Here is a 24,538-nt window from a genome sequence, read left to right as displayed (position 1 = left end):
TTAGAGTAATGCGGGTTGCGCTGAGTGATCAGTCTGGTAATCTGCCCGATAGTGTGATCATTGGATAAAAGCAAGTACTGACCGACGAGATTGTCTGGAGAATTGTTGAGGATACTCGGCTCACCATCCCCTGCTGTAGGAGATGACGATGATGATGTGAACCGACTGCTCTCCAAGATCAAGGACTTGAATTACCACTCAAGTTCCCTTCTCGATCCTTTATGCTCGATCGTCGTCATCGCATTGATCGCCAACTCTCGTGACTCGGTTCGTCACCTACTACGACCTTATTTTTGATCCTATTCTTTCAATTCAATTGGCAGGCGCGATCATCTTGATATAGTCAATCCGGAACTCGTATGGTCTTGTACAATGAACAGGTTCGCGTTTCCACTTTGAATCCGCTCTTCGATCAACTGGCCCTAGGTTCGGTACCTTGCTTACCGATTTGTCTGGTATTCGAGCGCGAGGAACTCGCAGTCGTATGGGATGTTGAGGATTCACTGAGCTAATACTCTGAAATTGTACCGAGGTAGAGGTGAGGGGTTGTGCGCGGTGATGGTCTTTGTAGAGGTAGCTCGCTCAATATGCGTACATGAGTGTACGAAATAAGCTACGAGTGCTTCAATGTCTTCCGCCGACGCAATCTATTTGTCGCGAAGGTCGAGATCAATCCAATGGTAGGGCGTAATCAAGCCGTCGGCATCATAATTGCCGAAGCCGGTAACGATCTCAGATTTCTTCTCTTATGAGAGCACTTCGTGGGCTGTCCAGCCTTAATCAGGGGAGGTTAGCTCTTACCTGCGGCCGTATGGGAAAAGAACGGATCCAGATTACTTGTGAGTGTAATCATACACTTCGTTCCGTATCCAGAGTGAGGCTTAACTACACATTTGACTCGATCTTTGGGTAGAGGCCGGTTGCTCCGATCTCATCGATATAGTTGAACGGAGTGAAGTAATTGAAGATGTCGAGTCAGGGATGCCTGGGGTATATGAATACTAATTTATTTTGATTTGGTTTAGATTTCCTTGGCAAATAAATGCTCCCCAATGAAGAGGTGCTGGATGTTCCGATTTTATTTTCAATTGTGCAGAACGCAGTGCATCGGTTGGTATAACTCCTGTTTTCAAATTCTCATAAAATTCTACCAATAACTTCTGGGTAATCTTATCATCTATAGGCCAAAGAGTCATTACCAATACCCCAACACCTGATAGAATGAACGCTCTTCGTAACCCAAAGATACCTTCGCCTACTTGACGATCACCTAATCCAGAACCACAGGCTGAAAGAACAACTAGTTCCGTTTCTAAGAGATCCAACCATAGAATTTCTTCGGCAGATAGTAATCCATCTCCTAATTCTTTGTCCGGGAAACTTCCCTGTAGAACTGTATTTGCGCCTGCAAATGCTAATCCAGACCGAAGCATAGGAGAGGACATTATTATTCTATGCTCCTTTCCCGGGAAATCTTCGATTGGAAGGTAAAATCCATGAGTTGCAATATGAATTATCTGTGGCGAGCCTTGGTGAGAGGAAATTTGCTTTGGAGAGAGAATCTGTTTGAATTCCTTTTCTCGTGCATCGTTGCCGACTATCTTGTCTGTATGTAATAATTTAGCTATTTTATCTGCCTCTTTTTTGGCTCCACTTAACGGTTTAAATATCATGTTTATAGTCTGCCACGGATTATCTGACTCTATTTTTGGGCTTGTATTTAGCCCAAGATTGTAGTTTGGGGCACCGATTACTAATGGCTTAGAAGGGGTTGAAGGTGAACTATTTTTAGCCGGTAGCAATTCACGTCCTGTGTTTAGGTATGATATTTTATACGAATCTATTAAGTATTCTTTCTCATCAGGAAGAATTTCAAATGGCAATGTATGCAGATCACTATCAGGTGCAATGATGATCCTTTCACACCCATTGATGTTAATTGGATCAAATATTTTCTCTCTTAGTCTTATTCCATAGACTTGAAATAGATTTTGTAATAGAGAGTTTCCCGTATATGTCCCTTCGAGATATTTTCTTATTAGCTCATCTATTGAATCTGCTTCCCCGAGAGGTATTGCTTTAATCAATTCTGAACTATCAGGATCTACAACAAACACTACGTACTGACGATCATTGATACTTTCGTATTCTACGAATTCTAAAAGAATCGTTTTTGGTGGAAGGGCTCCACTGATGGTTATTGGGTTTAAATTAAAAAATGAATCATCAAGTTCTTTTTCTACTATTTCTCTTGATAATTCTGCGTCCAGTTCATATTTTTCTTCTTCCCATTCCTTTAGTGTGTTCTGATACTCGACCGTAGACTCATTCTTTGGTCCTTGAAAAGTTTTCAAGGCTATCTGATCACTTATTTTATTTAATTTTTGTAGCTTAAAAGTAAGGTGCGGATATCGTCCTGCAAGTATAGCAGTACGCTGTAATTTGGATGCCTCTGTGGCAATACCTTTTCTGTGAAGTACAAGATCATATACAGCAGAGAGTGCATCACGGTTATCTAATAAGTAGTTAATAGACAGCCATATTACCTGATCCGTAGCAATTTTATTACTTTCTAAATATGATAGTCTCTTCTCATCAGATTGAATTGAAAGTATTTGGCTGATATTTTTATTGAGGATTAATACTGCTTCTTTAAGATACTCTACGGCCTCTCTCTGATTCTTCTCCAGAGCTGAAATCCGAGCGAGATGAATCAAACTCCATGCGACGTTTTGATGATCATTGCCAAAGACCTCTCGCTCAATTTCTAACGCTAACTTAGCCAACCTTTTTGACTCCTGATTTACTTCTTGAGGTAGAGCCTCACCTATTCCAAGCCTATGATAAAGTCCTTGGTATGATGCCTGGTGATCATCTAAATTTGGCTCTTGACTCCAGCTTTCATATTTGGAAAAAATATCCCACCATCTGTCTCTATTCATAAGGTCAAATTTGACATACGATAATGCGCTAATGATTTTTGCAGTATCTTGATGATATGGATGACGGTCTCCTTTGAACCTTTTCTGGATCATATAAGCACGCTCTAAACAGATCTCTGCCTTGCTTAATTTATTCTGACTATAGTATACATAGGCTAATTGACTAAGTGTCTCTGCAATTGATGGATGATACGGTCCAAGAATTTTCTTCTTTATTTTTATAGATTTTTTAAATATATATTCAGAAACATGTGGGTTTTGGTATCTAGAATCATTTATATAAGTTATAGCAATATTATGTAGATCTGTTGCACAGATTGGGTGATTTTCACCAAGGAGTTCAACATGAATATCTAGAGCTTTCTGAAAGTATTCTAAAGCAGTTGATGAGTCCCCCATCATTAGATATAACTGAGCAAAATTGCTGAGGTCAATCCCATAATCTACTGATTTACGCTCAGTCTTTTCCCAATTGCGAATTAATTGACGGTATTGTTTCTCGGCTCGCTTGTACTCTCCTTTATTGAAATAGAGATTGGCTAGATTTCCCGTTGCTGTCTCTACTGTTGGATTATGGAATGAGTTGAATTCTGAACTCATCTTGATTGATTCAAGGAATAACGATTCTGCCTGCTCGAAATTTCCTTTTGACATGCTAACAGAGCCTAAGTTATTTAATGTACTGGGGGATTCCATATTTATTTCACCAAGGATTTCATTTTGAAGGTGCAGAGCCCGCTGGTGTAACTTTTCGGAAATTTGGTAATAGCCCATATCCGAATATATTGTCCCAAGGATGCCAATACCTCTTGCGTAGATTATACTTTCTTGCCCATTTGATTTTGAATGATTACGAAGGCCGGATAGACAGTATTGGATCGATATTTCAAAATCTCCGCTCAACCTGTAAAATTCGCTGAGTCGTAGCAAATGACTACCTAATGATTCTAATTCCCTATCATTTTGATTTAGCAATGATTCTACCTGAGTAAGGACAGTAACTGATTTACTATGATCTCCAATTTCTAAATACATGTCTAGTAAATTTGAATAAATAGTAAACAATGAACTATTATGTTCTCCGAGTAATTGTTTGATTCGACGTATCGCCGTTTTATAGAGTCGTTCTGCATGATCATATTTGGCTAAGTTGCTATGAATGAGTGCTAATGCAGATATGTCGAGAGCAAAGCTAAAGTCGTCATCAGTTTGGCAAGAAACCACCATTACTCTCTTGTTAATATTTTTCGCGCTTTCGAATTTCTTGTTTTTTATATAAATATATCGGATTTTGACTAGGAGCTCCTGCAGAGGTTCATCTTCTTCTTCCCGTTCTTCGCCTCGGACCCCTAATATCTCTGTAGCAATTTCCTCTGCAAGAAAGTATTGCTTCAAGTCAAGATAGATATCCAATCTTCTTTCTAAATAATATATATATTCATTCGATACTGATGAAAAATTTGTTTGAATATCTTTACCTATTTGGTCAAGTAATCTCTCACCTTTGACTTGATTTGTTTCTAGAGCTACTTTCTGTGCTTTGTCAACTCGATCCTTTGTGTTATTGTCAATTTCCATCATACTCGTCCCCTCATGAGGCACCGGTTAATTCAATCTCTAGTGAGCACTTCGACGCATCCTTATATAGAATTTTTCACATATTTCAAAATACTTTTTGCAGTTTACATTATGCTCTGAGATGCCAGAATACACATACCAACTAATGGCGTTTGAGCTACTGACCATCGTTACTGTCCTACTAAACAGTTGAGACGAGCCAAAATTCTAGTTTCTCCCAGCCACGCCTGCCACCAACCCAGTAGGATAATATCTCCTATAAAATCTTGCATCCGGTACTGTCTAGATAAGGAAAACCAAGCGACAACGGTACGATTGGCAACGTTTTTCCCATCGGTCGTAGGCATCTGATTCTTGACATTGAGATCGGGTGTACTGTGAGAAGACGGAATTCGGTTCCTTCACCGAAAACCTAGTCGTGATGAGACAAAGTGGTTCGTTCGCTACTCCCGTTACAGACGCTAAAACGCCACTCTACTGCAAAATCGTTTAACTAGACAGTACCTTGCATCCCATGAAGTCAGTCGGCTGAAACAGGGTACCCGCCCTGGTGTGAAACACCTCCTCTTTCAAGTGAATCCCTGCAGTGCAGACAGTCACACAGGGTCGCTGCCAGTGACAGTCCTGCCGTCGCTGCTGGACGTTCAGTTTGTCCAGACACCAAAGTGGACAGTCCCATAGACGAGATCACACCTGGAATCTAGGCTGTATTGGTCGACAGATTTGACAGTCCTTTTTACGTGTCCGTCGGCGCACACGGCGCTATATTGCTGGATAGTCCTACGTGCTGGACCATCGGCTGTTGCATTCACTCTCACTGAAAATACGGTGTCTCGCCGAAGACGGCATCCCCATGGTTCGCTTGGGTCGGAACCCAGGTGGCGTATCGATCAGTGGCACCCAGATCGTGCAGTAACACCGGCACCGGCAGTGCGTGCAGCTGGCATCCCGGTCAGTGCTTCTAGAGTGATTTGACCTGTGTCGCTCACAGGCACCTCACATACCAGGAGCACCGGCTGACAGACTCTGCGGGACGCATAGCGGGTTCTTCGCTCTCTCCCGGCAGGCCGACGGTCCACTCCGCCCGTCTGTAACTGTCTCAACGGTATCACGGCCATTCTCCTCTGTGCTGGCCGTCACTCGATTTCAGGGGTGTCGTTGCTGTTGCTGGCAGCCTCCTGCTGTGCGGCCCACTGGCCGGTGCTGCTCTTGGTGGCTTGCCGCCTTGCAGTGTGGCTATCCTGTTGTCGGTCTGCTCGCTTCTGCGGGCCTGATGGTTGCATTGCTGGACTGTCCTCTTTTGTTACTCAGTCGTCTTCCTCTGGGCCCATCACGGTCTGACTGTCCCACGGTCTCGCCATCGAGATCTCACCTTGCGTGCCCTCGGCTGGACTGTCCTCCTGTCCGCATTTCCCTCGTTCTCGTGTGGCGTGACCACCTTGTCTTTCATCCGGCTCTCCACCTGTGGGGGTGCCCCTCTTCACGCCACTCTAGTTGAATTTTCTCGTGTGACAGTCTGGGGTGCCCTTTTGCTGGTTACTGGTCAGTAGTCTTTCCTACCGGTGATTGTTTCCACCCTCTGACATTCTTTTCTGGTAGCTTGCATTCTCTTCTCAACCGCCACTGCGAGATCGGGACCAGGTCGTCAGAGGGACCCAGTGTCTCACTGATCTCATTGTAATTTCGCTTCCATCCCATGAGTGATTCCCGATGATCCGATTCGACTCGCCCCAAGACGCCCGGCGCTGGTTGAAAGAGAATCAGGATACGCTGGTGAGTATCCTCCGCCACTGCGACGACGAGTTTGCACGCGCCTGTCTCTCATAGCACTCATGCACTGCGGGAGCGATCCCGACATCTAGCAGGTCAAACGTGAACTGGAACTCGCCCAGGAGATGATGGGGTGATGTCCACCGAGAAATTGCTCACCTCCCACGCGCGGTCATTCGAATGCGAGAACGAGTTCCGTCGTTCGACCTGCCGAGCTCGCTGTACCCGTACCCTCGAAGACCTCGAAATGAGTCACGGATACGACTGTCCCGAGCGTCCGAATCATCTTCCGAACGGCGGTGCTTCTGGTGGCGCGTACTACTCGGAGTACGACCGATGACGGGTCGAGCTCGGATGCTGACTTATACTATTAACTTGGGATTCGGAACTACGTGTTCTGTGCTCTCTCCGGGTTTCTGTTCGTGCAATTCAGTCTCTCGGCCTAAAGCTGGCGGTAAGGTTAGTATTACATACTAACTTTGAGTGCACTTTCTTTCCGATCCACCCATCAATTATCTGTAAACAACAGGACAAGTAAACCATCTGAGGAGAATCCAAATCTGGTTTCACAGATAGTCAGTAACAGGATTTTCTCAGATGGAACATTCCACTATTACACTGTTGAGGATGAGCCATTTTACGATTGGAGAGAAGACAACTTCGAAGGCAGGGTGGCCTATAGAAAATAACCGTATTTTAATGGTAATTACCACCAGAAAGGTTAAAAGTATACAATTATATGTATGGGTAAAATGGAACTACCGAAGAATGAGCAAGAAAAAGTTTTAGAATTCTCAAAGCGTCGTATTCGACTCTATCACTGGTTTTTCAAAGAATATAATAACACCTATATAAATTACGAAAAGTACTATAAGGCATCAGATTATTACAAGAAGTGGGCAAAGAGGCTTAATTTAGCAGTGACAGTCGTCAGTGCATCTATCGTGTTCATTGTCTTGGCAACCATCAAAGGAGCTTTCCCAAACATTTTCACTCCTGTTGCGCTTATGCTTTCGCTTGTCACCGGTGTGCTATCATTTGTTGATGCCGTTGGCGATTTTGAGCGGAAATATATTCAGTATTATAACGCTGGCCAGTGCCATGATGACTTATATTCTGAATTTGATAAGATGGTGAAGATCAAACTGCCGGACAATTCAGAAAAGGATGAAGATCTTGAAGCAAGGTGCGATGAATTAATAGAAAAGAAAAACGAGCTGAATAGCCTAACTCCACAGCTAGATAGCAAGTGGTACGATAAATTGATTGAAGAAAGGGGTAAGGATGCAGTTCACTGGAAACCAACTCCGTTAAAAGAGATGCGTGATGGCAAATTCCAGTAACCAATACAGGTAAGTTGGGACCAGTTCACTGTTGCACTGTTTGATTCAAAGCTGGGTAGCTTCCACTTTGCATCCCCCACGAGCGCTACCTCCCCGCCAGAATCACGAATCAAGATATCGGGCCTAATAGATACATTGTGTTTTCCATCGGTGACTAAGTTCCGAGTCGTCATCTGTGACCCAACACTCCATCCGTCTCGCTCCGCTACCACCTCAAAAACTGCCCGCTCAACAGCACGTTCAAAGATCTGGTTCATATCGATCAACAGGGCAAAAGACCGCTGCTTGCTGGTCATGAACTCGCGAACGTAGATACTTCGCTGAACGGGTTTGGTTAGCTGGAGTAGATCTACATAGTATTCGCTTAGTCGTGTGACCCCGACACGCTCTAATACGGGGCTCAAAATCGGTGTCAGCGTGATCTATGTCTTGATCGGCAAAGTAATGTTGAACTCTCCCTGCCACCATCAATAAGAGGTGGAAGCTCACTCGTCAACTTCACTCCTAATTAAAAACAAAATTTGATAAGGTAACCTGAAAATATTCATTCCATGGAAGAGGAGCAGTTGTTCCCAGAGGGAAATATCACCCACTCGCTATACTCACTTCTGCGAGCATGCCAACGAGGGCAGCGATTCGCCGTTGTTGGGAGTCACCTTGATATTGATGAATCGATCACACCGTTTCTCAACAAGCTCTACGTTGACGAAACGAGCGAAGATGAGCTCCTAAACGAATTTTTTGTCAACAACTATCAGGAGGACGGCAAGCTCCTGATCATTAGCGGTAGTGCGGGTGATGGTAAGAGCGCACTCCTGTCCAAAGGATACATTTCTGCACAAGCTGCTGGGCACACCTCTGTTACGGAGTCGCGCATCAATATGGACGCGACGGCTGCTGACACAAAACATCAACGATATCAGGAGCGTCTTCACGATTTCTTTGACCGTGTCTTACCCGATGTGGAGACCGGATCTGGCCCTCGATCTGGGCTGGCGATTAATTATGGATTGGCGGTGGACTTCTTCCAGCGTGGGGGCGCGGCCGATAAGTCCACTGATTATCAGAACGTATGGAAAGCGCTTCAAAAATCTCGTGAGAAGACAGACGGTATCTATGAAAGCGACTCGCTGGTAGTTATCAACCTGAGCCATCGGGAACTATACTCAACGCATCCTGATTCGTTCGGCGAGGGACTTCTCAGAAAGATGCTCGAACGGTTCGGTGTCGACAACGAGGCCGAGAGTCCCCTCTACGATGCGTATGTTCGGGAGATCGAGAACTGCCCCGCCAGTGACCAGTGCCCGCTGCACTACAATGTCGATCAGTTTGCGTCCCCAGACGTGAGAAAGCGGGTTGCGGAGGTGATAGCTGGGTGGAACGTTATCACAGGCTCGTACTTCAACCCACGAAGTATCCTAGATATCACCGCATCCATTCTACTTCCGGACGTATCGCCAGATATGATTGATCAGGATGCGGAGTGTCCAATCGGCGAGGCGATTGAAGCTGGTGATCTGACCCCCAGCATAGACGATCTCTTGTGGAACCGAGTTTTCGACGTACTCGCCGAGGCAGACAGCCAAATGGCGAACCAAACCGATCCATTGGCTCAATCATCAATCGAACTCGACACGAAGGTGTTGAGTTGGCGTGGAAAGCACGCCGAATTAAGTGAACAGCTATCTAACCCCCCGGGGGCCCCTAATGCCGATATCATTCAGTTGATCAAAACGACGCTCCGATACCAGTATTTGTCTGAAGCAGAGGACATAGTCGGCCTACTTGAGAAGGAGTCATTTACGGAATATCAAGCAGCTCTCACCTTACTCAATCACGACAACCCACCGCAAGCAAGTAAACTTGGCAACAAGGTTGGGCGCCTCTTCTCAACGGTCAAAAACTCGCTACGTGGGTGGTCAGGCCAGCAACGAGGATCAAACGAGATAGAGTTCGTTGATGCCCGGCGTTCCCCGGCTTACCGATTCATCTCTCGATGGGGCGATCCGACAGTTGATACTGATCATTCAGAACGGGAAACACGTAAACAGACTGTCCCAGGCCGGATCAGTATTCATTTGAACAATCCTACCACCAATGATGGAGAACCAATCAGAATTCCGCTTACATACGAACTCTATTTGTTGATGCAACAAATCAATGATGGATATACGCCGAGTGCAGTAGATATCGAACACTCAGAAGCAGTCACCCAGATCAAATCAAAATTGTCTGATCTGACTCGAAAACATAGTTTCGTAAAAGTGATCAACCGATCTAATTCACGTGAATTCACAGTCGAGCAGAATGAATATGGTTCACCAACTGTTCACCGACAGGGGCGGTGGGAATGACTGATTACGGTGAACCGGACTGGAGCCAAGTCCCCTCCCGGACGATCAACGACGAGATTGAGGCATACATGCCGATCTCTCCGACGAGTACTCCTCGCGAGGCAATCATAATGCGGACGCTCTCCTCAATATTAGAGGCAGATCCTCAATTTGATGTCAATAACGATTTGGAGTCCGCAGTCAAAGGGTTGGATCAATTCAGAGGAGATCAGATACTTGCTGATGAAGCGTGGGAAGCATTCGCGTCAGCATATCTCACCAGCAGTGAAAAGGGAGTGAGGAGGCCCTCAGCTCAAGCTCATGATTACATTATACCATTCCATTCCAGAATTCCGCTTCACATAAAGACTGGTGAACCACGTGATTGGGGACGCTTCTATCGGATGTTGATGACCGACGGCGAGGTATCGGGATTCAATACCGAACTTCACGAGAAACTTAAAGGCAAATATACGGATTTGCGTCCCTCCAATACCGTTGAAGAGCTTGTTATCTCAGCTGTAGACGAACTCGTCGTCACAGCTGACTCCGCCGGTGAACCGAGCGATTTGGAGGATGACAGCCCTGAGATCGGTATCACACCGTATGTGCCCGATATTTCGGAAGTATTCCAGCAGGATCTCCGGAGTTGGCTCAGTATGCTCGATGATGAACCATCGGCGCTGTGGCTCCAGACGCTGAAAGATCTCGTCTGCTTCCACTATATGATGTACATGATGCAGCTCGGTCGGAACCTTGCTATCGAGTACGATCACGCGAAGGAGGGGTCCCTGTCTGAATTCTCCCCGAAGTGTCGACCAATCCATTTTGGTATGTGGGATGAAAAAGCGAGTAAGACCCGTGAATTCGCTAACGAGTGGAATGATGAACGACTCGCAGGCGAAATATACGATTCGTGGGGGAAGTTGGTTGTTATGCGGATTCTCACTGAGATGACTACGAAAGACGACTCCGAAGCCAAGCCACAGCCACTCACACTGGCTGAGGCTGTGACAAACACCTCACCAGAATTTCAAGAGCGCTGTCGGATAGGACTTCTCGACGAGTTCCCCTCTAAGGATCGACCCGATGACACAGATGCTCCTACCCTAATCGAGGCAGCGAGAATGCTTGACCATGCTGTGAGGCGGTATAACTCTCGCAAACCAAACCGCAAATCTCAATCTGCATTCACAATGGGGTACAATGTGATACGACAACTCGCTAACGGTAGGGAACGAAAGTACCTCCGTGTTCAGCCAGGCCAAGCTGGAACGAACTCGCGGCTCAACCAGGGAGCGCTCCGGCTCTTTGCTCGTCTCTTCGAACAGGAGAGTACTGATGGCCACCTACGAAAGTTATTCCAATATCTTGAACGCAGAGGAATCAGACTGGATGAAGAATCGAAAGACCAAATGATACAGCAGTTGGATCAGATGAGTCTACTCAACAAAATGAGTGACAGCAAGGAGGCAATCTATGTCGAAAGCATTTGAACGGCAGCTAGCACAGGAAACGGCAGATTATTTCAAAGAGAACCCCCCTGAGTCCGGCGAACGCTTTGTCGGTCAGTTCTACGAGTCGGAGATCGTAGACCAACTTGCAACTGAATTCTTGAAAACGACAGGGGAAGACGAGATCACACTTACAGTCACTGGTAGCGAAGAAATACTGCCGGCGTTTCATCTTGAGGGCGGGACAACGATCATTCCCGTCCGAGTGCGTTCCAGCGAGTGGGAGCAGGAACTCGCGTTTCATGAAGTTACTCAGGGCTTCGCATCCAGGCTTCGCGACTTCACCTCATCATCAGCAGATGATTATGATATTGCACTACTCCTGTTCTATGAACGGAGTTTAGAGATTGACACACTTGAGAGTGCCCGCCCCACCCCACTGTACGCCAGTAATGGATTACTCCCGCTACGTGACACGTGGGACTCAGTGTTATCTGAGTCTCCCTCGCTCTCGTCTCCTGCTAATGCTCTATTGCTAGCGATCCATGACCAGATTGGCGAATATGGGACTATGCGGAGTGACATTGGGCAGTTGCGAACACTCTGTACCCTTCGTGAAGTGATCGAAAACGAAGAGTATGATAGAGTTCCCGATCTCATCCCTTCATTAGGAACGTATTTGAAACCCGACGAATTCGATGAAGAGTGGTTCAATCGCGGAGACAGCCAGGATTCGCTTCGCGAGGTGGCAAAGAAACATTTGCGAAGTAATCAAGAGCATGCTCAGCGCATCCAAGACTCAAAAGGTGTTGGATCTACTCCCTTGCGTGCTCTTGACGGAAAGTATGAAGACTCATTCATTACTTTCGTCGACCGACATGACTTGAGCGAGATTCCTCACACCAAAGCCGTCAAAAACAAAACCAAAACAAAAACTCGGAAGAACCTAGATCCAAAGTTTGATTCATTCGAGGTTACCGCGAGTTCTTGGGAATCGTGTAGTGCCTACAATACGATTTCTCAGATCTCGCCCCATCGAGGCATTATCGCGGTTGCCAACGATGGAATATTCAGTCTCTCTGTAGAATTCGATCGAGAACTCGAAGGCCCAAATAAAACTTCATTCGAAGCAGTCAACAGTAGCTCGACCAGGGATGTCTCCATCAGTGGATCCACCGTGACAGCTACTGCCTCTGCGCTGAGCCCTAGCGAGATTCAATTTCTGTCCCTTGAAATCTACATCAATAGCTCTACCCGGCGAGGGTATCCAACCTGCCAATTCGATATCGCAGTTATTCCAGAGTGGTTTGATGAATCGCGCAAGAACTTGAACCTCCAGGTTAACTTTAACGAAGGCGCCCTCGCCACACGTCGGGGAGTATCTCCGATCCTTCAGCAGGGTGAGGAGAGCCCGGAAACTATCGAAATCACGGAAGAAGAGTACCATTTGACGCTAAACCGTTCTGTAGAATTGAATCCGTCATATGCCGGAAGTGACGAGATACGCTGCTTCATTTCCCCTGCTGACGGGGGAGATCCAGTGACCCTGTATTTGGTCCCAGACTCACCGGAAAGAGATCTTTCAGAGGACAAGAGCGAAGAGGATGACGACTTAGGTCCTCTCTCCGACGTAGAATTACCGCTTCATCTAAATGCGATCGGAGATCCGGAGATCTGGAGCCGAAACTCTGACAAATTGCTGGTTGACCAGGGACTCGGATACGACCCAGATGAAGGCGAATTCCAGACCTCTTCTGCGGAGGGGATTTCGGTCACGAATGAGCAGCGAGACCTGCTCAGAATAGAGAAAGAGATTCGGGATGAGGGGACTGTTGCTCCTCGAACGATTACCCGTGAACCCCTACGGTCTGGGTCGGTTCCTGATGATGCGCCCTCTGTCCCTGACTCGATTGCCACTGAGTATGATCACCTGTTCGATCATCTTAAAGACCGTAACCGTATCCTCTCAACGGACTCGTGGGATGATGAGACACTAGTTATCATTGAGAACATCCTGGAAACGTATCTCCAAGAACTCAGCTCAGTGAATAGTGCAGTCTATGATGATTACGCGATATTCCGTGAGATTGGAACTATCCGCATCGATGGGATTGACAAACACTGGTTAACCCCATACCACCCTCTGATGCTCGCATATGGGTATAAGATCGCGAATTGGCGAGACGGTGAGGTCGTTCCACAGGATCTGTCGGGCGGATTCAAAGAACGTGCCTCCTATAGCATGTTCAGTCCAGTTGGCTTATTCCCGTATCGTTATGGCTCCGCCTCTGATTCACTCCTTCACGGCTTTACGCTCGAGGGACACCACCTCTGGTGCGGGTACTCTGGGGCAAATACTTCGACATCTGATACCCCCGAGTACATGGATCAGGACATCGCGAAGAAGCTCTATTCTTTCACACAGACGTTCGATACTCTGGTAAAGCTCCATCCTGACCGGCCAATCAATATCAACCTGATCAATATGGGGGATCTCGAGCCTATTTTGCGAGGCATATATCAATACTATAAACGGATTCGAAATGAGAATTATGAGCCACCAAGGATCCAGCTCCGGGTGATCGGTCCAGTAGGACAAGCAGAGCAGCTTGAACGCTTTTTCAATGAAGATGCCGAGTCGAAAATCCGCGAGAGCATCTCCAACCGTCGGACTATCGATACGATGCTTCGTCGCGTCTCCTATGTCCAATTCAGCGAAGACGTCGAGACTAAATTCCCAGATTCGCATTTGACATTTTTCCGTGAACTGCTCAAGCCAGATCGTGTTTCGAGATCCTCTGAAGATCTCGGAAGTAGTTTCCGCCTTGACGGACTTGTTCCTCAGGAAGCGGTTAATGTCACGTATAGGGGGGGAGAGACGATCTCTTCATCCGGATATGCCGACGACCCGAAGGACTCACAACTCCTCGCGAAGGTTGCTCGATCTATAAACGCACTTGAACCTGTCGCTGACAAAGAGGAATATTCCCCTGGTTCAGCGTTCCGGCAGCAAATTCGATCAAAAGGGGGAGCCATGGAACTCAAGAATATCTGGGATAAATCAATCTGGGTTTCGCATGTCGAACCACAGGTTCGTCTTGATTTCTATATTTCACCAAAGCAGGCAAACAGGGAGATCGATGGTAAAGTGCCCGACGCCGAGGAAACGGAACCACTCATGATCCACTATTCGGATCAGTACGATCCGAGTTCGCCTGGCTTCGACGTAATTACAACCACGAATAAACAGGATCTGTACATTGGGACTCTGTCCGAAGCTCTAGAGGAAAGCGGTTCTCTATCTCGAGTGCCAGCCAACCTGGTATTACAGCACCTCGTTGCGATCGATGGGTCATTTGCCTTACAAATCCAGCAGGCTGAGGAAAAGAAAGTTAGCGAATTGATCGGGCTGATCGGCAGTCTTTCGATCACACGCACGTTACTACAGCGATTCAAATCTGATTACGTATGGTTCCCAATTTCGCTACGGGAGATCGCACAGAAAGATTACGCTGAACGCATTGGACGAGGAAGCGGCTTCAGATTCGATACCAATGGCCGGGCTTGTGATGATCTTTGTTTCGTCGGCATTCCTTCCTCATTTACTGGTGAGCTTGAGATTAAATTGTGGATTGTCGAAGCTAAGGGCGGGAAAGCCGACGCGAAGTCCGGTCTCGGCCAAATCGAAGGAGCGTACAAGGAGTTCATGACCAAATTTCATCCGAGCGAACCTCTGGCTGATACAACGCTCCGACGGGCTGAGTTCGGGGAGATCATTACGAATATCGGTCGCCGATTAGCGCACTACGGTGTCTATGAGGACGCATATGAGCTTATCAAACAGCACGAGACCTATCTGATAAACGGAGAGTACGAACCTACGTTCCTATGTGATGAAGACGGGCATGTCGGTAACGTTGTCAGCGTTGATCCAGAACGTGACCAAGCGGAGATCGAAACTCACGAATATGGCCGAGTTCTATCTCTTCCATCGACAGTTATTGAGCTTCTAAGTGAGGACTCTCGACCTCTTGAGGAGATTCTGGAATTCACCGACATCACGGAATTTGAGTTCGGTGAAGAAGGCGAGCCACCTGAGTTAGAGGAAGACTCCGATGATAGGGACGATCGAGAGAAAAGTAGTAAAGACGGACCTGATAGTGGCGAGAACGATCAAGAAAATAGTGACGAGACCGAGGGGAATGAGAGCATCGAGGATGACTTGGATTCCTCCGAACTGACCGATTCTGTAGAAGACGAGGCTGATTCTAATGATAACGAGAAACCAATGGAGTCACCTAAAGCTGAAAAGATCGACGACGGTTCAGAGACTGCTAAACCGGAAACAACGGATTCTGATCCCGAATCCATAGACTTCGAGTACGACTGGGATAGTCATCAACTGCGTCAGATCCTCAACACGATGTCCAAAAATCCGAAGATGGATGTCGAACTGGATACTAAACGACTTACTGCCGAGTTGGAGTCCCAGTTCAAATCACTTGGAATCGACATCTACACCCCTGACCCATCGTCTGTGACAATCGGTCCGCGGAAGATCGGAGTCAACGTCCGACCGAAAAGTGGCCAGCGAATTGAAGGTATTCTGAATAATCTGAGCTCTTTAGGTGTTCATATTCAGGCTCAAGGTTCGATATCTGGGTTGGTCAACTCAGCTGAAGGGGCTGTACGATTGGAGATTCCGCATGGACAACCTCAGCCGGTTCATCTTCGAACCGGGCTTGAAGAGGCGTTCAATCAGTTGGGCGAACGACTAACATTCCCTCTAGGTGTGGATACGAAGCTCGAACACCATACTATCGATCTGGTTGAACAGCGTCACGTCCTAGTGGGCGGTACTACCGGGTCCGGTAAGTCGAATTTCCTAACCGCATTGGTGGTTAGCTTAGCCCTCACTCGTTCTCCTGAAGAACTGAACCTCAGTTTGCTTGATCCAAAGGGTGTCGACTTCCAGACGTTTGCAGATCTGCCACATATACGGGAAAATGGGTATATTGATAATGGCAATGCAAGTGTTGAATATCTGCTAAACTTGGTCGATACGGAGATTGAGGAGCGGCGGGAGATCCTGAAGAGTTCGCCTGCGCGGACTGTTGAGGAACATAACGAAATGGCTGCGAGCACTGGCGCGGACAAAATCCCGTATCATGTGATAGTGATCGATGAATTCGCCGATCTCATCCTCGCGTTGGATGACAATCGCGATGAGTTCATCGATGCTGTCCAGCGGCTCACCCAAACCGGACGCGCCTTTGGAATCTCATTGGTTATCGCAACCCAGCGACCATCCGCGAACGTCGTTCCAGGCGAAATCAAAGCGAACCTACCATGTCGAATCAGCTTCGAGCTGCCATCAAATACTGATTCCCGCGTAATCCTGGATCAGCCTGGAGCTGAGGAGCTCGAAGGGGCTGGTGACATGATCGTCCTCCCACGGACAGGTGGTGAATTGCAGCTCCAGAGCTACTACGTCCCGCCTGTGGATATCCTGACAACCATGAACCTCTTTGATTGATCAGTGCCCTTGAGTCGATTGGCCGTAGATTATACCTCCACGATCCTCGAGCAAGTCGAACTCGAAGATTCTCTTGCCTACTATGATAGCGTTGGTGACCATGTGAACGGCGAATACGAACTTGTGAAATTCATCAATTGCAACCAGATCGACCTTGATAATCGACGCCACTTCCATAACGAGAAAATATCAAGCAGATCCCGTCGTAAAGGGAAGAATCTGTATAAAATGCTAGTCTATACGTTGAACGTCACTTGAGACATCAACTTTGGCCGACTATCTGTCTGATCTGGCTCTTGGGGTGCAACAACCATCCAACAGATTAACTTCACCTCGTCCTCCTGAATCGGCGGAAGTGGGTCAGGAGCCTCGAATGGTTGGAGGCCTAGATCTTCAACCTTCTCGACGAGCTGACGAGACTTCTCGACCGGACTGAGGCTCCCGTCCTCGTAGATTTCGCGGAGTTCTCGCTCATACCGGCGGCCCCACGGAGCCTCAACCGCCTCAACTGTCTCTGTAAGCTCATCCTGGGTCATATCGTCCGGCCAGTTCTCTCGCAGATGTTGGGCAACTTCACGGAACAGCCGCCGGATGTCGGGTTGTACATTCAGTGGGTCTGTCTGTTCTTGCCACTGCTGATAGATATCTTCTCGTGCCGACTCCCAAGCGTCGTACACACGCTCTCGCATCGAGTCCGGAAACGATCGTTCAGTCTCCTCGGTACACTCTATCCGCTTCAAACAGGTGAGTGTATCTTTTACGATCTCTTCATCGTCTCCCATTTCGTGCGGGAGGAACCGCATAAACACTTCATCACCGATTCGGGCGCAGAAAAAATACCCTGGCTTGTCGCCTTGGAAGCCTGAACCCGCAGCCCACGGGAGAGATGTGATTTGATCTTCTCGAATCTCTAACCCCTTTCGTAGCTCTTGACGGTACTCTTCACCGGAGTACGCCGCCGCAGTTCCGCCGCCTTCCTCGTAGAAGTCCTGGTCCTCCTCTTGGATTGAACCAATGTCCTCAAGACGCTCTGCGAAGTTCTGGTTCAATCTCTCCATATCGGGAATCACGCCGCTACTCACACCGATCGAACGCGCAGCCTGCGTGAGTTTCTGACGGACACGGTGTTCAAGCTCAAGGAGGTCGTCAAGCCGATCCTCGGGGAAAAACGTAATCGGGTAAATTTTCGAATGCGGCGAGTTTACACGGTCGATACGGCCATTTCGTTGGACGACACGCATCGGGTTCCACGGAAGGTCGTAGTTGATGACCGTCCGCGCCTCTTGCAGATTAACACCTTGACCGAGCACGTCCGTCGTCACGAGAATATCGAACTCGTCAGTCGAATCCGGAGGGGCGTCACCCGAGTTAGGTGCAAACCCATACACCGCCTGCTCTCGTGTAACTCCATACTTCGAGCCGGCGCCACTAACGGCTGCGATCCGTCCCTCGTAGCAGGATAGCTCATCGTCTTCCGCGATGATCTCCTGCAAGTATTCGTATACCCAATCGACGGTATCCTCGTAGTACGAAAACAGCAGCACCTTCCTATTTCGGCGGAAGGCCGCCTTGACACCCTCCTCGGATACTTCCTCGGACTTCGCATCATCAAGAGCCTCTGTGATGACATCGTGAAGGGTATCACGCAGGGCATGGAGTTTCTCGTCGTCGGCACGCTGGACATCTCGAGCGCCGTCACGCCAGCGTTCGAGGATCTCAACGTCGTTCTCCAAGTCAGCCCGTAATTGACCAGGATCGGTTTCAACTGCACCGAGCGGGATGTGACCATCAGATGCGTCCCCAAGAGCTTCGTTGAGAGCCTCGTCACTGTCCATCTCCACCCACTCATCGATCGCATCCGGCTCGGGAAAGTAGCCCTCTTCCATAAGCCCGAGAGCGGCACGATTTTGCCTCACCATCCGGTCAAGCGTGTTGGCAAACGCGTGGCTGGAGGACTCGAATCGCTTGAGTAACCCTGTGCGCAGGAGTCCGACGAGAGATAGCTCAGACGCATCCTCCTCCCCTTCCAAGTAATAAGAGGGTCGATAGCGGGCCAGCGTTAGATCTGCCTCGTCGTGATCGCCTGCAGCCAGCCCACGGGCTACGTCTTCGAAGTAAGCGTCACCAAACGTCTCTGTAAACGTGTAGTCAACACGGCGGGGATTTGGGTCTGGGAAGTTGATCCGCACCGACCCACCTTCCCCATCTGGCATTGTCGCATTTTCGTAGTGGTTCTTGATGAACCGCCGCGTCCGTCGAACCGTCGTCTCATCGAGAACGTCGAACAGCATATCCGGGCTGAGGTCGGACGGGTCCTCCGCCTGTGCCGTCTTGAACCGTTCTCGAAGCGACCGGATACCTCCGTTAGCGAACTCCGCGTCGTTCTTGATGAAGTAGTTGAGCAGGTAGTACAGGTCCCAAAGCGAGTTGTTAACGGGCGTCGCCGTGAGCATCACAACGTCCTTCGGTGGGTCACCGCGGAGGAGCGTTCGGAGCGCGTGAGATTGCTGCGCGCCTGGATTGCGAAACGCGTGGGCTTCGTCGATGACAACCAGTTGGTACTCATCAATGTCAAGATTCAGAACGTTCAAGTCACCGCCAAGTTGCTGATCTCTACGGAGTTCTGCGTATGACACCGTCTCGAACTGGACGCCCCACTCTGGCCCTTTCCGCGCCCACATTCCGTCGCGAAGGTAGGCTGGTGCCACCACCAGCGCCCGTTGTCGATTCTGCTGAACGTACTGGCGGAGTAGCTCACCCGCGATGTATGTCTTCCCGAGGCCGACCTCGTCACCGACGATGACGCCACCATGTTTGTCAAGAAAGCGGTTTGCTCGTCGCACAGCGTCCTGCTGGAAGTTGGTGAGGTTGATACCGCCGTCTTCCTCTTTCTCCTCTTCGAGCTCGTCGCCGTATCGCTCGTAAAGGACGCGTAAGTAAATTAAGTACGGGTCGTAGGGCTCAAACCGTTCCTCGTACAGTGCGGCGAGATCGAACTCCTCGCTCTCGGCCCAAAGATCCTCGAACCAGTCCTGAACCTGGCCTGTAACATGTGGATCATACGCTCCGATATTCAATTCCAAATTTGAATTCAGGCCTGCTCCGGTGAAGTTTGACGAGCCTGCGATGACACCCTGGTGATCTGAGAACAAGTACGCTTTGCCATGGATGAACCGATCCTCATGACGGCGGACTTCAACGCGTTCGCTGCGAAGGAAGTCGACTAACTTTTGAAGGTTCTCGTCAACCTCGCGTGAGAATCCGAGCAGATCCCGATCACGCTTGAGATTGAAGTCAAGCGTCTGGAGGGATTCGTTGATGCGCTTCTGATTGTATTCCTCGTCACGCGGCTCTCCGGGCTGTCGCCAGCGTTCTGTGCCTTCGTTGCTTGGCTGTGCACCAACTAGGAACCGCATTCGACCGACGTGTTCGAGGCCGTCGGAGATCGAGAAGTACCCACGAGGGTTGAAGTAGCCTGTAACGATGTCGAGGTCGGGGTCGGCGGCGAGTGTATCGTCGAGATCCGTGAGATAGGCATTGATCGCGGTTGAGAGCGTGTTACCGTCGCGATTGTCGACGAACTGCGGTTGCTCAGTCATCGTTTCGTGTGCTCGCTTTTTGTTCCTCCTTGCGGTAAGCATGGTCGAGGTCAAGTTTGTCGGCCCAGCTCGCATAGTAATCGAGGACGCGGTCTAAGCGTTCCTCGTAATCCCAGCCGTCGTGGAACGTCTCGAAGATGACCTCTACGTGTTCGCGTGAGAGGCCATACAGATGCGCGACGACGGCATCAAGTTCGTAGATCTTGTTCTGTTTCTCCTCTTCGTCAAGGGGCCCGTAGTCGACCCCAACCACCTCGGCCCAATCTTCATAGCGATCATCGATGGCGGCAAGGCGGCCCGAAAGCTCGACGACGCGCTGGTAGAGGGGGTTGTCGTGTCCAGGCCGGGGAACTGGAAGGGCCTTTAGTATATGATATGTAAGATGAACCTCAACGAACAGTCGCGAATACCAATCAAGAGGGATACTACTTAGAATTCCGAGTAGATATGCTTCGTCTTTTTCATCGCCACGGGGCCAAATAAAGTACGGCGCGGTATGAGTAATGAATGTCTGCGGTGGGATAAGTGCGGGAATCGTAGTTCGAGAGTTAGTTCGTTGGGTAATATCACGGAATGCGACCCGCGGATACCAGCTGGGTAGTGTTTCTTTATTACTCACCCAAGTCTCGTCCATCTCAGAAAAAGGAGACCGGCTTCCAGCATACCGATATGAATTTTCTCGTTGAGATTGGACGTAATCAACCGTAACATCTGGATCAGCCCAAGCGTAACGGTCACCAGTATCTGGATTCCAGATATTGAATGAACTTCCTTTATAGACAGGCCAGAAACTATCTGGTTTCTTTTCATCAAAGTGCATAATCCGGTCTCCGTCATCAGCTATTTTATCCTGAGTTGCATGAAGTTCTGTCGCTGGATGTACACGCCACTCGCCAGAGATGTCCGCATCAAGATTGGGCGTGTCTGCTAATCTTCCAAATGGTTCTATCACGCGCGTATCTGTTGGGAGAAGTGGGAATGTGGCCGTTTTTGTCCAATTTTTAGCAACATCAACAGGGAAGCGATATGGCTTGGACGTCACTCCTTCCTCGAAACTCACTGCATCTTGGAATGGTCCGCGTAGGGGAACCGTTCGGTTTTCATCTATCATCCCTTTCTGGAAGCAAAGAAGACCGATCGTGTATCTCCCTCCTACTCCATCAAATGCCCAATGAGATTTGTTTTTGATGAATGTAATATCAATAATTAGACTTTCATCAAGGAGTTGTTTTCTGAACTTCTCCGAGCTCGAATTGCCGAAGGCCCCACGGGGAAGAACCACTCCGACTTGACCTTCCTCGTGGGTAAGGCTCCAGAAGCGCCATGAGAAGGCGAGGTACATATCGGGGTCACCACCGCCAATTCCTGGGTACGGACCTTGAGTGAGGAGTTTGCTGCGAATCTCTTGTTCTCGTTTTTCAGCCTCATATTCAGCGGCCAAGTCGGGGCGTTCCTCCCTCAACTCTTCAATTCGGGTATCGCGTTTCCTCTGCGAGTGCCCGCGTTGTAGCCCTGGCTCATATCGTGTCCAGAAAATATGCTCTTCCATCTTGGCCTTCTCCCACGGCGGATTTCCTACAATGACGTCAAACCCAGCCTCATCACCATCAAACACCTCCGGAAATGCCGCTGGGAAGTGCAACGGATCAGTTGATTTCAATACATCCTTTGCCTGGTCGTAGCTCTCGTGCTCGGCGACGTTGATACTGGTATCTGAAACTGGATTAGTATCAATCTCGTCGTCAATTCGTGAAGCCGCCAAAATATCGAAGCGGGCACGCACCTCTTCCAGCTTCTTTTCTATTTCGGCGCGTGTCTCGCGGGCCTCCTGCACCTGCTCAGCGCTGGCATCCGCGAAGTCACCCAATTCTTCGATGTCGTCGCGAATCTCCTTCATCACGTTCTGACCGCCGGCAAACATCCCCAGTGACGACTGCTCAATGTCCAGTATCTCGGTCACCTCGTCCAGCGTCCCAATCCCTGCCAGCGAATCACCGGTCACGAGGTTGTAGTCGAGGAACGTCAGCGGGAGACCAGGAACGAACGTGTGCACCCAGATCGACAATCGCGCCAGTTCAGTCGACAGGGGGTTCAGGTCGACACCGTAGATACAGCGCCGGGCAACCTGGCGACGTAGAAGCTGTCCACGCTCGACCGGAGGGGCATACTCTTCATCTTCGAAGGCCTCCAGCGCCGCATCTTCCAGGTTATCGAGTTCGTCTTCAACGGGCGACAGCGGGTTCTCGGTTAGGTACGAGTAAAATCGTGATTCGATCCGGTCGACAGCGCCAACGAGGAAGTGCCCAGACCCCATAGCGATATCCGAAACTCGAAGATCGAAGAACGCATCCGCAGCTGCATGTTCGCCTTCTTCCTCACGGATCTGGTCGATCTGTTCGAGATGTTTGTCTAGCGCTGGTTCTAATGAGTGATCAAGGAGATGCTCGACAAAGCGCGATTTCGTGTAGTACGTACCCGTTGCTTTTCGCTCACCGGACTGGCCGTGGAGATACACCTCGCCTTCATCGATGATGGCGTTATCATCCTCACCGACTGCCTGCTGGCCATCCGAGTTGATCGGAATATAGCGCCCCTGGTCGTCGGTGGTAAGCGGCTGTTCGGCCAGCGACAGCTCGGATTCCAGTAAGCCCTCGTAGATCACGCCGAACTCACGGACACCAATGTTCCGGAAGTCGACCGGTCCCTGATATCCGTCGCCAGTCTCGTCGATCAGCAGTTTTGCTAAAACCGGGCCGAACTCGGCGTTATTGAGTCGGATGTTCGACAGCTTCGCGCCCGCGTCGGAGATGTCCTCGTCCTCGGACAGCAGGCGGCCGTCGTAGGCCGGAAGCCCTAGCTCGTCGTGACCGTGGTGGACAGCCCGTGAGAGGTGCATCACGTCGTCCCAGTGGTCGTAGAAAGCTGCATCGAAGTTGCTGCCTTCCTCGATAAAATCGTGAAGGTCGTGAGCCTTCTGCTTGAGTGAGTTCCGGTCATACCGTTTGTTGCGCCGTCGCGGGAGGAACTCCTCGTCCTCCGCGTATGCAACGAACAGCAGTCGGTAAAGAAGTACCAATGTCATCTCGTAAGTCTCGTCAAGCTCCTCTTTCGTCGGGTCGTCCAGGTCGCGGGCACGGGCGATCGCCTCCGCGAGATCCGGGACGACATCGTCGTAGATTCGCTCACGGAGTCGTTCTCCAAGAGCCGTCGCGTAGTCCTTCGACCGCTCCATGATGTCGTGGAGCGATCCATCTTTTCGAAGTGCGTTAGAGGAGAACAGCAGCCAGAGATACGCCGCTTTATCGTCTGCAAGCAGGCTCGTGTTTACCTCGACATAGGTATCCGTCCGCCCCCGTGACCCAAACCCGGCGTCGGGATTCGTCGTGTATAGCCGTAGGGTATCCCCGCTACTACCAATGACGTATTCGAGGTTCCTCTTGTCAGCCTCGTTAAGTGCATAGGCCACCGGTGACTTGCCTACGAACCGATCCTGTGTATGGTCGAATGATTCGTCTTCCTGGAGAAACATCGCCACGGCGCGTTCGTGGCTGTCGCTCGTGTCTTTGAGAACATAACTCTGGTCGGTGAGCTGATCGATCTCGTAATTCAGTCTTTTGATTAGCTCGCGTGGATCATTGTCGATTGCTTGCTGAGCGCGTTCGGTCGCTTCCTCCCAGTCATCGCGCTCAGGGACGCCAACTTTGAGCTCGTGCGTCGAAAGGAGACCTTGATTTCGAAGCCCAGTTAGCTCCTCGTCAAGCTGCGGGAGCATTTCGGTAAGGAAGCGCTGGGCTGCGTGTCGGTGTGGCTGGTTGAGAGCGGTGTCACAGACGCGCTCTGCTTGACCACGATTAATATCCCGATAGATGGGAGGTTCCTCACCACTTGGGCCGCACAGTCCTGCACGGTTGCCGTAGAGGGCTACGACAAGAATCGGATTAACGCGTCCCCCACGTCGGTCAGAATACGTTTGCTGGAGGAAC

At 49.3% G+C, this 24,538-nt stretch carries 10 protein-coding genes; 5 read left to right on the top strand and 5 right to left on the bottom strand.

Annotated features, from left to right (window positions below; all coding sequences use genetic code 11):
* Positions 1-1,001: 1,001 nt before the first annotated feature.
* Both ACN2TU_RS20740 and ACN2TU_RS20735 read right to left on the bottom strand, forming a co-directional pair.
* Complete coding sequence (locus ACN2TU_RS20740; protein ID WP_435158079.1) at positions 1,002-4,523, bottom strand: CHAT domain-containing protein; 3,522 nt, start codon at positions 4,521-4,523, stop codon at positions 1,002-1,004.
* Between the two features lie 1,133 nt (positions 4,524-5,656).
* Positions 5,657-5,803 carry a hypothetical protein gene (locus ACN2TU_RS20735; protein WP_435158078.1) on the bottom strand — a complete coding sequence of 49 codons (147 nt, stop codon included), beginning with the start codon at positions 5,801-5,803 and terminating at the stop codon, positions 5,657-5,659.
* A 623-nt stretch (positions 5,804-6,426) separates the two neighbouring features.
* Here ACN2TU_RS20735 and ACN2TU_RS20730 point away from each other — a divergent pair.
* Together ACN2TU_RS20730 and ACN2TU_RS20725 are read left to right on the top strand one after the other, a co-directional pair.
* Positions 6,427-6,630 carry a hypothetical protein gene (locus ACN2TU_RS20730; protein WP_435158077.1) on the top strand — a complete coding sequence of 68 codons (204 nt, stop codon included), beginning with the start codon at positions 6,427-6,429 and terminating at the stop codon, positions 6,628-6,630.
* A gap of 403 nt (positions 6,631-7,033) precedes the next feature.
* Entirely contained in the window at positions 7,034-7,633 is a 600-nt protein-coding gene (locus ACN2TU_RS20725) for a hypothetical protein (RefSeq protein ID WP_435158075.1), read from the top strand.
* Here ACN2TU_RS20725 and ACN2TU_RS20720 read toward each other — a convergent pair.
* Positions 7,582-8,037: a 5-methylcytosine restriction system specificity protein McrC gene (locus ACN2TU_RS20720; RefSeq protein WP_435158073.1), complete on the bottom strand. Its 456-nt coding sequence runs from the start codon at positions 8,035-8,037 to the stop codon at positions 7,582-7,584. The genes ACN2TU_RS20725 and ACN2TU_RS20720 overlap by 52 nt on opposite strands.
* A gap of 147 nt (positions 8,038-8,184) precedes the next feature.
* On the opposite strand from ACN2TU_RS20720, the gene dptF reads away from it, so the two are divergent.
* Genes dptF through ACN2TU_RS20705 form a run of 3 tightly spaced genes read left to right on the top strand, consistent with a single transcriptional unit; the run spans position 8,185 to position 16,956 of the window.
* A complete protein-coding gene (gene dptF, locus ACN2TU_RS20715) occupies positions 8,185-9,987 on the top strand; it encodes a DNA phosphorothioation-dependent restriction protein DptF (protein ID WP_435158071.1) in 1,803 nt (600 codons plus the stop codon).
* Complete coding sequence (dptG, locus tag ACN2TU_RS20710; protein ID WP_435158069.1) at positions 9,984-11,462, top strand: DNA phosphorothioation-dependent restriction protein DptG; 1,479 nt, start codon at positions 9,984-9,986, stop codon at positions 11,460-11,462. Before dptF ends, dptG begins: the two co-directional genes overlap by 4 nt.
* Positions 11,446-16,956, top strand: a complete 5,511-nt coding sequence (locus tag ACN2TU_RS20705) for an FtsK/SpoIIIE domain-containing protein (protein WP_435158067.1) — start codon at positions 11,446-11,448, stop codon at positions 16,954-16,956. Before dptG ends, ACN2TU_RS20705 begins: the two co-directional genes overlap by 17 nt.
* A gap of 236 nt (positions 16,957-17,192) precedes the next feature.
* Here the strand turns inward: ACN2TU_RS20705 and ACN2TU_RS20700 are convergent, their stop codons facing one another.
* Together ACN2TU_RS20700 and ACN2TU_RS20695 are read right to left on the bottom strand one after the other, a co-directional pair.
* Positions 17,193-20,555, bottom strand: coding sequence for a helicase-related protein (locus tag ACN2TU_RS20700; protein ID WP_435158065.1), 3,363 nt, complete (start codon positions 20,553-20,555; stop codon positions 17,193-17,195).
* Positions 20,548-24,327: an Eco57I restriction-modification methylase domain-containing protein gene (locus ACN2TU_RS20695; protein WP_435158063.1), complete on the bottom strand. Its 3,780-nt coding sequence runs from the start codon at positions 24,325-24,327 to the stop codon at positions 20,548-20,550. The genes ACN2TU_RS20700 and ACN2TU_RS20695 overlap by 8 nt, the downstream gene beginning before the upstream one ends.
* Between the last annotated feature and the right edge of the window lie 211 nt (positions 24,328-24,538).

Source organism: Haladaptatus marinus (genome assembly GCF_051194195.1).
Note: the sequence above shows the minus strand (reverse complement) of the source record. Positions and strands in the feature narration are given on the sequence as shown.